This is a genomic window from Chitinophagaceae bacterium (assembly GCA_007695095.1).
Taxonomy (GTDB): domain Bacteria; phylum Bacteroidota; class Bacteroidia; order Chitinophagales; family REEL01; genus REEL01.
The window spans coordinates 19,805-33,778 of record REEL01000065.1 but is presented as its reverse complement, the minus strand read 5'-3'; the positions used below and the strand labels follow the sequence as shown (position 1 = coordinate 33,778).

Sequence of the window (13,974 nt, the reverse complement as noted above, 5' to 3'; positions counted from 1 at the left end):
AGTTGTTAAATTTACATTTAATATTCATAAAACTAAGTTATGAAAAAATAGAGACTTTTAAAAAAAATAAAGAGTTTTATAGACAGGATTTTTCTGAAAAAAATAAAATACCCTTTAGATTTAGTTTAGGAATTGGTTACAGGACGATATAGATTTATTTAATATCGATTAATGAACAAACAATTTAGGTTGGAGCCAAAACATTTAAAACTTATCATGGACTTCAAAATGAAGCTTATATTTAGACTTACTCAATAAATGCAAAGTGTAAATAGCTATTCTCAATATAGTTGTTTAACATTCTGTATTATATTGTACGTTAAATATTCTCTTTTGAAGTTTGAGTAGTTTAAGGGATACTTTTATATGCTCATAATGAGTAAAATTATAAAAAGAAAAATAAAATATATATTCCAATATTTATAAGATAATTTTTAATCTAAATAAAAATTAATTATTATTGCCCTCATTAATAAGTTTCATAACTACATGGAAATCACAATTATATAGTATTAAAAGATACAAATTGTAAGTATTTATTCAAGATTTAATGAAAGTGTATCAAAGTCTTTTGAACTGTAATGCTTTATTGATTTTATAAACCGATCAAAAATTAAAAACTAATGAAAAAACAAAGAACAATTAAATTTCTATTTCTACTTGTATTCGCTTTTACGGCTATTTCTTCAATGGCGAATGATGGTTTTGAAAGTGCATGGGAAGCAAGAGTTAAGTATCATGATAACAAATCGGCTCCTATTATTTCTATTTTTAGCAATCATGCCCAAAACAATGTAGCTTTCTTAAACCCTTTGGGTATAGAAGTTTTTCAAAAGAATGAAGGCAAAAAATTAGCCGATGCAGAATGTAAGGAAATAAGACGAAGAGGCGGATTGCAGTTTGGAGGAAGTCGTTCGGGTGGCATAACCATAGGTGGAGGAAGGGGTAATAATGAGTCTACCTTAGCTGATGATTTAGAAGCCTTACAGAAAGTCGTACATATACCTGTGCCTCATTTGAACAGTGTTCTTCGATTTGATTACCGGGAGGCTAATAAAGAAGTTATTTCACTAATAGAATTGAGTTCGGGTAATGAAAAATGGAGTAATGATGAATTAATGTGGAGCATGGATGGCGCTAAAGAATTATTATCTGCATTGAATAGTATTTCATCATCGGCACCACCTCCCTTTCCGGTTTCCTTGCCTGACTACCCGGAGTTTTATGTTAACAATATGATTAAAATTTTACCGGAAGTAAATGCTTTACTGGTTAACTCATTTTTTGGCCTGGCCTATATTGATTTGAATAATGGAGAGACTATGTGGACAGTAGAAGAAACGGCGGCGGGTTTATCCCATATTATGTATGATGAGCAATCTAAGCACATTTTAACTTTTGGAGGGAATCCGGTTTGGTTACCAACTATTCCCGGATTAGAAACTCTTTATCAGTTGAGTAAGGATATTCTCAGAATTGACACAAGAACAGGTAACATTATTTGGAAATCGACTTACAGTAAAAATTATCGGAAAAAAAAGCCGGGAGGTTTTGATCACATTCCTTTACTGCCTGATATCAGACTTGACAATGGGTTAATTATTTTAAACTTCAACCAAATAGAAATATTTGATTTTGAAAGTGGTACAGCATTATTTGAAACTACAAGTGGTGATGACGCATTATTAGGGTATATGGGGTACGGGCCCGCTTCTGAGTTTGCTTCTCCTGTAATAAAAGATGGGATTTTATACAGATATGTAATATCAAATATTTTAGCATTGGGAGTAAGTGCGGGCAACAGGCAGCCGAATAACTTCAGAGCTGTAGTTGAAGCTTATAATATTGAAACAGGTGATCTACTTTGGACATCTTCAGAATTTTCAAGGCAAAAAGTAAATAACTTAACTATTACAGATGGATTAGTATTGATTAGCTTTGACGGTAGGGAAGGAGTAAAAGCTTTAAATGCGCAATCAGGCGAACTCGTTTGGGAACTTGAATTGGGTAGAAGAGGTGTTACAACAAATTGGGTTTTGGGCGATGATAAATTATTTGTTGCAGAAGATGATGAAATTCATGTCGTTGAATTAAAGACAGGGAAAGTGATTAATAATCATGATTTTCGGAGAATTACAGGAACTATAAAAGAATTACAACTTTATAACAATCAGGTTTTTGCAATAGGGGAAAGGAGAGGGATTGCATTAATAAATCCGGATAACGGTGCAATGTTTGCAAACACAAGTACCGGTTTTGATGCCGATGTATTGTTTGAAAATGAAAAGCTGATTGTCCACCCTATTTCTCCTTCCGATCCTCTTATGATTTTAAGTTCGGAAAATCTTTCTAAATTAGGGGAAATTAGTAATTCAAGAAGACGCTCGGGAATATCATGGTGTAGTGATTCTGAGTATGTGTATACGGTGCAATCTAATCGTGTTGAGGCTTTACGATTCAAAGGTAAATAACAAAAAAAGCAGAACAGCTTTTTATCGGCTGTTCTGCTTTTATAAAATACTCTAAGATTATATTATTAAACTTTTGTTGTGATTAAAGCCTAAAAAATTGAATCAATTTGCTTGGTCTTAAAGTTTTTTGAATTTGAGTTTTTCAATTGTCAGCTCAAATAATTTCATTAAAGTCTAAAATATATATCCGGCTGTTAACTGTAACCAGCGGTTTTTGTAACGTGGAGTCGAAGAAGTTCCATCACCATTGTTGTTTTGAAAATCCCATCCGTATTTTCCGGATAAAACAAAATGTGAAATACTAAAATCAATCCCGGCAGTAAAACCCAGAATGTTTTTACGGATATTGTCATTTTTAAACTCTTCTTCTACTAAAATGCTGTTTGAACCAAAAGTATAGACGTCATCTTGCTTTAACAAATAAGAAAACTGCGGACCTACTAAAAAAGTGACATGTTGCACCGGCTTTATTTGTAACTGAAGTGGAATGTCAATATAGGTTTTGGTTCTTTTTATAGTATAAGGAGCTGTCAAAATAGTACCCGATCCTTTAAATCCTTTTTGTGAGATTAAAATTTCAGGTTGTAGACCAATTGTTCTTCCAAGAGGAATTCCTGCAAAAAAACCTCCCGCAAAGCCAAATTTGGGGTCTGCATCAAACTCTTGTCCTCTTGAATCCCAAACATTTGAGTAGTTGAATCCGGCTTTTATACCAAAAGCAAAAACTTCTCTTTGATCTGTATCCATTTTTGAAGCATTTGCATTAGCTCCAAAAACCAGAAATAGAAGTCCGGTGATAAAAATTAAATAGTAGTTCATAATATTAGATTTAAGCGTGAATAAATTTTCACAGTTCAAAGTTACACCCATACTATGGCTTGAAAGTTACATTTCTCCGTATAATAGTTACATCTTTCATACATATCTGATTGGAGTCTATGTGTGTGTAGTGAAATAACTTTTTTACATAAGCTTATTTGAATTCAGATATATCTGATATTACCTTTTTTACATTCAGTCTAAGTGTTTCCTGAATTGATAAGCTTGATTAAAAAGAGAAGAAGTAAGGATAGGAGAGTATTAATGTTTTAATGCTTTAAAATATTTTGATTATTAGTATTATCTGCAGTTTTTATTTGAGTATGACAGATACCGGTTTTTAGAAAGCTTAAATCTTTTGAAAATGGTAAGTGTGTTGAAAATGCAATTATTTTCTTCCTTACAAATCAAAGATTGAATTTTTTGCTTCCAGTCTATTTTCAGATTTGATTTTTAAAATTGAGGAAACCGGATTTGGATAAATATTTATAGAAAGTACATGATATGGGTTGACCACTAAAAGTCAATTTATCATGAAAGCAAATTTTAATATTAATAAGTAAACATTTGAAGTATTCAGAAGATTTTAAAAAGACTAAAGTAAAAGAATTTAGCATTTTCCGTATTTTTGCTTCAGAATGAAACTTAAGTCCTTATACAGGAAGTTGCGAATGAATCTCATTTTCAACACCTCAACTTTTATCGGAAATGCCGTTTTAGCACTGATATTAACTTGGTTATTCAGTGGATTGGAATATGGCGAGTCCGTAAATTTTGTTTTTTTCCTTACAGTACTTGCTATTGGTTTGTGGGTTACTGAGTCTATTCCGCCATTTTCTGTAGGTATATTTTTGATAGCAATGTTATCACTGGGATTTGGAACAGACTTTATTATAGAAGAATCCTTTCCGGTTGATACTTATATCAGTACCTGGACAAGCAATGTAATATGGCTGTTATTAGGCGGTTTTTTTCTGGCAAAAGGTATGAGTGTGGTTGGTCTGGACAAATCGCTTTTTCGCTTTACCATCAAACGTTTTGGTGAAGAACCTCAAAAGCTGTTATTGGGGCTGATGTACACAACTGCCTTAGGTAGCATGGTGATGTCGAATACAGCGACAACGGCCATGATGGTTTCTTCAGTTTTACCACTTATTTTATTGATTGGCAAAGAAGCTGCCTTTTCCCGCGCATTACTGATTGGTATCCCGGCAGCCGCTTCTGTTGGTGGAATCGGTACAATTATTGGCAGTACGCCAAATGCAATTGCCGTGGGTGCACTTCAGGAAGTTGGTGTTCAAATCACTTTTGCTGCATGGATGTCTTTTGGATTTCCAATGGCCATTTTGATGGTTTGGCTTTTTTGGTTATTTCTTACCAGGCGATTTGCCTTGAAAGGCACTCAAATTGATTTAAGTACGATTAAGGAAAGTAGCTTTGATGCTAAACCCTCCCACCGAATTGCTGTAATCATCACATTATTTGTCACCATAGGGCTTTGGCTGACAGAGCCGTTGCATGGCATTCCGGTTGCCGGTACATCAGCTTTGCCAATAGTATTGCTGACGCTTACCAAAGTAGTAACAGCCGAACATGTTCGCTCATTACCGTGGGATACGCTCATGCTGGTCGCAGGAGGTTTGGCATTAGGTATTGCGCTGGTACAGGTTGGACTTGCGGAGATCATTATGCAAGAAGTTAAAAGTATGGATATCCCGACATTTGTAATTGCTGTGATGTTTGCCTATATAGCTGTGCTTGTATCAAATGTAATGAGTAATACTGCCGCCTCATCTATATTAATTCCGCTTGCCATAACACTGCCTGCCGTATGGGGAATTTCCGTTCCGGTCATAGTAGCCCTTAGCTGTTCTTGTGCCTTGCTTTTGCCGGTTTCTACCCCTTCTAATGCCATTTCTTATGCGACAGGATTGATTGAACAAAAAGAGTTTCGTCCGGGAGGTATCTTTCTAATATTGATTGCTCCTATAGTTTCCATAATCTCAGTACTGATATGGGTATACTTCTTTGTGTAGAAAGGCTTTTAAGTTAAATATTATGTAGAAAGAGTATTTGGGCGTGCCCCTCCGGGTCGTGCTATTCGCTCCAAGTCCTCACTCCTCCGTCGCTGCGGGCTTTCCGCTACTATCCCTCACGCTGGGGCTGCTACCGGAAAAAAAGTTTGGAGAATTATTTAGACGCGATGGAGACTTAAAGATGAAGCATTTGTTACTCCTCTGAGTGGCAGTAAAGGTCTAAGAATTCTCCCTTACATTTTCCATCATCCCCCCCTCAAACTTTATACTTCAAGCTTTCCTCTGGCTTTTCTCCCATGAAATTTTAAATTTGTGTATTGGTCTCTCTGCTTTTATACAAGCTGTACTACTCTTTTAAACAATTTTAATCATAAGGGGTTTGTATAATACAACTATTTATTAAATATATAAGAATGATATGAGTAAAAGCAATTCACTACTTAAGTATTTTGATTCAAAATACCCTGACTCACCGAAGTATAGACAAAGTTTCAGTAAATATTTACCTTATTTGGAATCGGTTTTAAACTCAAGTGATTTATACAAAAAGAATCTTATTTTAGAACGCCTGATTATTCCGGAAAGGAGTATTAAGTTTAGAATCAACTGGGTTGATGATAAAGGAAAAGTTAGAGTCAACAGAGGTTACAGGGTTCAAATGAACAGCAATCTGGGACCATATAAGGGAGGTCTTCGTTTTAATAAAGATGTAGATGAAGACACTTTTATGTTTTTGGCTTTTAAACAGATTTTTAAAAATTGCTTAACCGGGCTTCCTTTGGGAGCCGGAAAGGGAGGAGCAGACCTGGATCCGAAAAATTTGTCAGACAATGAAATGATGCAGTTTTGTCAGAGTTTTATGTTAGAGATGCATCGCTATATTGGTCAGTTGACAGATGTACCCGCCGGAGATATGGGTGTAGGGAGTCGTGAGATAGGATATATGTATGCTTATTATCGTAAAATTAATAATGTATTCACCGGTACTATGACCGGAAAATCTGTAGAAAACGGAGGAAGTAAGCTAAGAACTGAGGCTACAGGATATGGGTTAATTTATTTTGTAAATGCCATGCTTGAAAAAATGGGGGAGGACTGGAAAGATAAAAAATGTTTGTTATCCGGTGCCGGAAATGTTTCTTTACATGCTGCGGAAAAAATATTGGAATTTAAGGGAAAAGTGCTTAGCCTTTCTGATTCAGGGGGTGTAATTTATTCTAAAAAAGGTTTTACAAAAAAAGATTTAGAAAAAATAAAGAAACAAAAGTTAGTTGAAAAGTTGTCTTTGGAAAAGATAGCAGCTTCCGGAGATTTTGAATATAAAAAAGGAAAGAAGCCCTGGGATTTTGAAGCTGATATTGCTTTACCTTGTGCTACAGAGAATGAATTAGATGAATCAGATGCTAAAAAGTTGATTGAAAACGGCATTCGGATAGTTGCTGAGGGTGCAAATATGCCTTGTAGCTCAGAAGCGATAGATTTATTTCAGAAAAAAAAGGTTTTGTTTGTGCCGGATATTGCTGCAAACACCGGAGGTGTATATGTTTCCGGCTTAGAGATTACACAAAATGCAACTTTTCAGAATTGGGGTACAAAAAAAGTAGATAAGTTGTTAAAGGAAACGATGGAAAACATACATGAAAAATGTATTTCTGAAGGTCAGGAAAAGAATTACGTGAATTATGAAAAAGGAGCAATAAAGTATGCTTTTAAGCGAATAGCTGAATCAATGTTAAATGATGGTGTCGTTTAAAAAAGAGATTATGCAGCATTCAGTTTTAACTCTTTTTTTAAAATTTCTTTAAGAACCGGAGGGTTAAGGGGCTTGGTAAGTATATCGATTAAAAAAGAATAGTCTTTAGCTCTTTTAATATCAATCGGATCAATAGTAGATGACAGCATAATTACAGAAGTTTTCCGCTTAACTTTATCTGAAAATGCATTAAATTTTTCCAGGAACTCAAAACCATTCATTTCAGGCATTTGAATATCCAGTAAGATTATATCAGGCAATTCATACAAATTGTCTTTTTGTTGAGTTAAATATTGTAATGCTTTTTCTGCGTGACTAAAAGAAATAACATTATTACTGATATGAGCGACTTCCAAAAACTTTTTGTTTAGAAATAAGTCGATTTCATTATCATCGATAAGCATCACCAGAGGCATATTTTTATTTAGGTTGCTCATTCTACACGGTTTTTTTATACTTTATTAAGATTAGGAATTTTAACTTTAAAAGTTGTTCCTTCTCCAAATTTACTTTGAACGGAAATTTCACCATTCATTTTGTTTATTGTTTCTTTCACTATGTATAATCCAATACCTGAACCGGAATTTCGGGCAGTAGATCTGTAAAACATAGTAAAAATCTCTTCTAAACTTTTCTCATTAATACCAATACCATTGTCTGAAATATTAATCTCTGCAAAATCTTCATTAACCGTAACATCAATTTCAATTTTTTTATTTTCTCTTTGCGGCTCCTGATATTTAATAGCATTAGAAATAAGATTATTGATTACAATTTTAATCCTGTCTTCATCGCTCTTAAACTCTTTATTGCCGGAAACATTGATTTTTTTAACAAACTCTATTTCAGAAGCATTTTCAAAATATCTGAAAATTTCGAGCGTCTCGTCGATTAATGTTTCAAAATCGACTATCTCTACTTTTTCTTCCATTTTAGCACTTCTGTAGTAGCTAATGATATTTTCAATGAACTTTTCGAGTCTGTCTATACTACCTTCAATCTTTTCGAGATAATCAGCACTGCTTGGGTTCTGATTTTCCATTTTCACCAACTTAATCAGTCCGGAAACTGAAGCTAATGGGGCTCTCAAGTCATGAGAGGCACTATATACAAACTTCTCTAGCTCTTTATACGCCTTTTCAAGTTCAATGTTACGTTCTGCTAATTCATTTTCAGTGTTATAATATCTGATTGCATTATTAATAATTATTCTCAGATCTTCTTCCTGCCAGGGTTTAGAGACATAGCTAAAAATGTGGCCCTGGTTTACGGCAGCAATCACATCACTGATGTCTGCATATCCGGTAAGTAAAATTCGAACAGCTTTATTGCCATTTTTTAAGACTTCTTTAAAAAAGTCTACACCCATCATATTGGGCATACGTTGATCACTGATGATAACCTTAAAGGTATCATTTTTAAGTATTTTGAGCGCTTCGTGACCGGATTCTGCTGTAGTTATATCGAAGTCTCTTCTGAAGGCTGCTTTAAAGCTAATTAAGTTATTTACTTCGTCATCTACATAAAGTATCTTCGCTTTCTCAGGTTTCATTTTTGGGTTTTAGGTGGTTGTCTTCTTTTTTACGATTTCACGTAGTTTTTCTTTTCTTTTTTGTTTTAACTGTAAATATGCTTCGCTTTTTTTAGTGTCTTCATTTTCTTTATCGTGCATTCTGGGAATAAAAATTCGAAATTCTGTTCCTTTTCCCGGTTCACTTATGAGATCAATCATACCTTCATGCTTTTCAATAATGTTGTAAACAATAGACATGCCTAATCCGGTTCCTTTTCCAACATCTTTAGTAGTAAAGAAAGGGTCGTAAATTTTCTTTTTAGTGTTTTCATCCATTCCTATACCGTTATCTGCTATGCTAATTAAGACGTAGTCATCAACCTTTTCAGTTTTCAAAGCAATTGTCGGTTGCTCATCTCCACTATATTTTTTTTCATTTACAGCCTGAATTCCATTGTTTAAAATGTTCATAAACAGCTGATTAAGTTTGCCAGCGTAACATTCTATCGGCTCAAGTTCGGAATAATTTTTATTAATTACAATTTTATCACCAAAAGAACTCTTTAAAAGTAATAAAGTTGACTCCAAAGATTCATTTATGTCAGAATTCTTTAAATTTGACTCGTCAAGCCTTGAGAATGTTCTAAGACTTTTCACGATTTCAGCCGTACGAGTTGCGCCCTCTTCCATACCTTTTAAAAGCATATTTATTTCTTCGAGTAAGAATTCTACTTCAATATCATCTTCAAACTCTTTAATTTCTTTTAGTTTTTGTGGTATGTTTTCTGCTTCTTCATTTTTAAGTGAATCATATAAATGAATGAGCTCAACAATGTCATTAATGTCCTTTTTTAATGGGTTGATATTGGAAGTGACAAAATTTATTGGGTTATTGATTTCATGAGCAACTCCGGCAGTTAACTGTCCTAAAGAAGCCATTTTTTCTGAATCTAAGAGCTGGGCTTGAGTTTCTTTAAGGTCTGTCAGTGTTTTACTTAAATTTAAATTTGACTTTTCCAACTCACCGGTACGTTCTTTTACTTTGTGCTCCAATACAATATTCTGCTCTTTTACTATTCGCTGATTTTCTTTTAAAGCTTCTAATGTCCTTGCCTGAGACTCCTCTTTTTCTTTTTTCATGATATTTATCTTGTCTGCAAGTGCAAAAGAAAGAAGTATCATTTCGATTCCTGAACCAATGTGTAAACTAAATTTTGTAAAATTATTATATGGTAAAATGCCAAAATCTTTCATAATAAATACACACACACTTATTAAAAAAGCAGACCAGGCCAATAGGAAAAATTTGGCAGATTTATATCCTTTTTTCATAATCTTAAAGGCAACTACAAACATAAAGATAGAAACAATGATTGCTGTAATTTGAAGCAGTTTATAACCCTCTTGAGGATAACCAATTAAATTAAAAAAAATAGAAGTAGAGTACATTCCAATAAGGAAAAAAAGAATTATTTCAGATTTTGGTAAGTGTTGTTTTGTGTTTAAGAAGCTTCTCATGAAGAGCATTGCAGCTACACCAACTAGAACCGGAAAAGTAGTAACCATAAAACCAGCAAATTCCGGGTAATTTGGCCAAATTAATCGATATGTGTACCCCTGATCACTAGCTTGAGTAAGTCCTATTAATATAATATATCCAACATATTTAATGTAATTATTGTCTTTTACAGAGAAAAAGATAAATAGATTGTAAAATATCATTACTAATACTAATCCAAAGTAAACACCATTTATTATTTCTATTCCTGCATTTTCGAGAAAAATAGCTTTTGAGGTGCCAACAGTTAATGGTAACATTACTTGTTCACTACTTTTAATATTGATATAGTATGTTGAAACAGAGCCTATTTTTTGATGAATATCAAAAATGAAATTTTGATGTTTATACTCTCTTTCGGTTATAGGAACATATTCTCCTAATTTTTGAATTTGATATTCTCCATCAATCTCTTGATATAACACCACATAATCTAAAATTGGGTAAGGAAGACTTAGTAATAAGTTTTCAGTTGAGGTATTATTTTTTAAATGAAATTTTACCCAAAGAGAATAACGGGATATCCCAAGGTTAGGAATTTTCTCATCAGTTAAGACAAAATTATTAGAATTTTTAATGTCATCAAAACTGAATTCATTTTCTTTATCAACTTTTATATAAAGAGAACTACTAACGTTTATAGAATAATCATCATTATTTACTTCTACAATTGTTTTTGATTCAGAGTAGGATAAAAAATTGAATAATAATGTAAGTACTAATAAAATCTTTTTCATTATTTAAGATGTTTCAAAATCTCTTTTTAAAACCGTAAAACAGTAAATCCTAAATGGATGAAGTCGCCATACTTAGTGTAATATCAAATTCAACATTAATTTTAACTTTTGAATTTGATATTATCATTTTTTGCTTTGGGTTTTGTCTGAGAGATAAAATATTTCTTCGGTTATACGGATTTGCAGAAGATAAAGTTTTACTATTCATCTTAATTACACGCGAAAGATATTTAGGGGTGGGGTATGAAAAGTTTCCGTTTGAACCAATTGATCTTATTACACGATATCCAAAACTTCTAAAAAGTGGTTCAGTGTGGTCTGAAGTTATTCCAAATAAGGTTTTTATGTTTAATTGATGTGCAGTAGCTACTACTGCTATCATCATGATATTGCTTAGTCCTAATCCGGAAAAATCACGAGAATTCCAGAGACCACAAGCTTCAGCAGCTCCGGACTTACTGTATTTATCTACAATGTCATAAATTCTTTCATCCATGAAGCCAATACTGTCTTCTAATGGTAAAGCTTGTGTGCCTCCTGTTTTATGTAATTTTACACCACCTATACATGTATCATTTTCAAAAGCTATTATAGCATATACTTCAGGATTGTAAAACCAGGCATTTTGAGCAGAACTAATTGGATCAATTCCATAACTTTTTAATACATTGATATGGCCATTATAAAACTGTTCACATTTTTTATTATCGTGAATGGCTCTAAATGCTTGTATTTTAATATTTTTAGTGAGCATTAATTAGTTATCTCTTGGTAATTAAAACTTCATTTACAGGCTTTCTGTATGATTTAATTTCTGGTTCATCTGCTATTAACATTCTATATAAAAATACGGGATGTTCTTTATCAAGGTTAAATATATCAAATAGTTTTGTTTCCAACTCCTTAAGTTCTAATTGATTACTATTTGTTAATCCTTCAGCGTTTGAATAGTTAAGTCTGTGAAGTAAAAAAGTTATTGGTGTCATTGGTTGAAAAGCAACATTATTTGCATTTGCCGTAAGCCATATTCTTTCTATTGCTCTTCCGACATTAAAGTAATGACTAGAACTATAATTGTTAGTAGTTACTAGGCCAATGGCAGAAGCAGCTTCAATTCCTTTTTTAGATAGTTTTTCAAAAACACTACCACCACCCCATTTATTTAATGTATTTATAACATTCCATTGTTTGGCAATTTTAAAACCAGCTGCTTCGCCAGCAGTTAAATCAATAGTTGCTATATCAATACCATCTTTTGTTTCACTAGCTTCTTTATCAGACCATCTAATTTCATTTATAAAGCCATGATGTCCATTTTTATTTGTTATTAATAAACGGTCTGTTTTAGAAAGAATACTAGCAACATCTTTCATTTTATTTTCATCAGAAATAATAATAGAATTTATATTCGTCATATTATTTACAGAAAGTTGAATTTCAGAAATAATTTTATCAGAAATTTTATTTCTTGTACTTATTCTTCTGTTTGTAAGTCTCTTGAAAATATGATTAGCTATTTTCTTTTCAAATTCAATACCTGATTTTACTTCAGGGTTATCATAAAAACTGAATAACGCTACTAAATCTAAATTTTCTTTATCAGGAAAAAGTTTAATGTTAACACCAATAGAATTATTTAAACAAAAAAGTTTAATATTTTCTGAAGCAGCTCCAAGGCTTAAATAGGAACCGGTATAGTCAATATCTAAGAAGGACCTTCCTCTTGATTTATCTAAAAACAAATACAAAAAATCATTTTCATAAACAAATTTCCAAGGTTGACTATTTCCACCGGAAGGAGCTGAAATAGCAGACTCAACTATTGAATTCAACTCATCTTCAGTTAATGATTTTTGATTATCACTTTTAGTAAAGCTACTTATATGAAAATCAGTATTAGTCTCAGATTTTAGCTTAGTTGATTCATTTTTTTGTTTAAAATTATGTTTATGAGGACTGTTTGAATGTATAATTTCATTCAAATCAATAAAGAACCTACCGGATATATCAAATTTACCAAGTGCAATTCTGCGACACACGTTTGCTGAAATTGCACCTCCAAGAATTACATCCGAAGCTAATTGTGGCCATGTACTAATTGTTTGTTCAACTTCAAGCATTGAGGCTTTTAAACCGGTTGACATTGTATCAATGCCAAGCATTGGTAACATATAAGGAATTTTCTCTTCATTGGTAAGGCTTTTAAGGTTAGCTGGGTTTAAATCCAGGTGATTTATCAAACCGTGCATTATTGACCTGTCGGGTTCATTATCAAAACGCTCAATGTCGATCATTCCTCTGTCACTTGTTTCCATTATGACAGGAATTTTGTGTCTTTTCGCTGCTTGTCTGGCAATAATTTTTAAATCTAAGCCATCACATTCATCTATTAAAATATCTAATTTCCCACCTTCTAATAGAAAAGCTTCAATATTTTCTTCATTTATTCCCTCATGAAAGCATTTTATATTTAAATAGGGGTCAATTTCTGCAATTTGTCTTGCCGTTGAAACCGTTTTTAACAAACCCAAATCCTGAACTCCTGAACGAATCCGATTGAGGTTTGATAAATCAAGCGTATCAAAATCTGCAATGCGTAGCTCTCCAAAGCTTCGTTCCATAGATAATGAAACGGCAACAGATTGTCCAACTGACAGCCCTAAAATACCGTACTTTTTCTTAGATAAAATTTCTCTTTCCTCTCGAGTGATTTTGTATTGATTTCTATTTGTTCTTAAATCTATAAACTCGTCGATGTCCAAAATGTGAACAATCTTGTTTAGCCATGGATAAAATACCCAAGCCCCATATTTATAAATACTTATACCATTTAAATGTTCTTCAATTTTTTTTATATATTCAGCTTCATTTAATTTAACAAGAGGGTTCTGTATTTTTATTAATTCTTTTAGTTGATTATTTATTTTATCAGAGACTTTTACTTCTTTTTGTTGAATAATTCTTTTGAAATCATCAAAATCTGAATTATTAGTTAATCTCAAAATAATTGGTTTACAGACCAATTGTTCAGATTTCATTTCAACGGATTTCTGCTTAATTATTTGATTTATATCAAACATATTCAAT

At 32.7% G+C, this 13,974-nt stretch carries 9 protein-coding genes; 3 read left to right on the top strand and 6 right to left on the bottom strand.

The features are described 5' to 3' along the window. The first annotated feature begins 623 nt into the window (after positions 1–623). On the top strand, positions 624–2,471 hold the full coding sequence (locus EA412_02185; protein ID TVR82075.1) for a hypothetical protein: 1,848 nt from the start codon (positions 624–626) through the stop codon (positions 2,469–2,471). Positions 2,472–2,645: 174 nt separating this feature from the next. On the opposite strand, the gene EA412_02180 is transcribed toward EA412_02185, so the two are convergent. Continuing rightward, on the bottom strand, positions 2,646–3,290 hold the full coding sequence (locus tag EA412_02180; protein ID TVR82077.1) for a PorT family protein: 645 nt from the start codon (positions 3,288–3,290) through the stop codon (positions 2,646–2,648). A 638-nt stretch (positions 3,291–3,928) separates the two neighbouring features. Here EA412_02180 and EA412_02175 point away from each other — a divergent pair. Then, positions 3,929–5,326 carry a DASS family sodium-coupled anion symporter gene (locus EA412_02175; GenBank protein TVR82074.1) on the top strand — a complete coding sequence of 466 codons (1,398 nt, stop codon included), beginning with the start codon at positions 3,929–3,931 and terminating at the stop codon, positions 5,324–5,326. 418 nt (positions 5,327–5,744) lie between these two features. Beyond that, positions 5,745–7,079 carry an NADP-specific glutamate dehydrogenase gene (locus EA412_02170; GenBank protein TVR82073.1) on the top strand — a complete coding sequence of 445 codons (1,335 nt, stop codon included), beginning with the start codon at positions 5,745–5,747 and terminating at the stop codon, positions 7,077–7,079. An 8-nt stretch (positions 7,080–7,087) separates the two neighbouring features. On the opposite strand, the gene EA412_02165 is transcribed toward EA412_02170, so the two are convergent. Genes EA412_02165 through EA412_02145 form a run of 5 tightly spaced genes read right to left on the bottom strand, consistent with a single transcriptional unit; the run spans position 7,088 to position 13,967 of the window. Next, positions 7,088–7,495 carry a response regulator gene (locus EA412_02165; GenBank protein TVR82076.1) on the bottom strand — a complete coding sequence of 136 codons (408 nt, stop codon included), beginning with the start codon at positions 7,493–7,495 and terminating at the stop codon, positions 7,088–7,090. Positions 7,496–7,530: 35 nt separating this feature from the next. Beyond that, a complete protein-coding gene (locus EA412_02160) occupies positions 7,531–8,631 on the bottom strand; it encodes a hybrid sensor histidine kinase/response regulator (protein ID TVR82072.1) in 1,101 nt (366 codons plus the stop codon). Between the two features lie 9 nt (positions 8,632–8,640). After that, the gene (locus tag EA412_02155) at positions 8,641–10,887 is read right to left on the bottom strand and encodes a GHKL domain-containing protein (protein TVR82071.1); all 2,247 of its coding nucleotides are present in this window, start codon (positions 10,885–10,887) and stop codon (positions 8,641–8,643) included. A gap of 49 nt (positions 10,888–10,936) precedes the next feature. Next, positions 10,937–11,641 (bottom strand): hypothetical protein, encoded by a 705-nt coding sequence (locus EA412_02150; GenBank protein ID TVR82070.1) that lies wholly within the window; start codon positions 11,639–11,641, stop codon positions 10,937–10,939. 7 nt (positions 11,642–11,648) lie between these two features. Beyond that, positions 11,649–13,967, bottom strand: a complete 2,319-nt coding sequence (locus EA412_02145) for an Rv1355c family protein (GenBank protein ID TVR82069.1) — start codon at positions 13,965–13,967, stop codon at positions 11,649–11,651. Between the last annotated feature and the right edge of the window lie 7 nt (positions 13,968–13,974).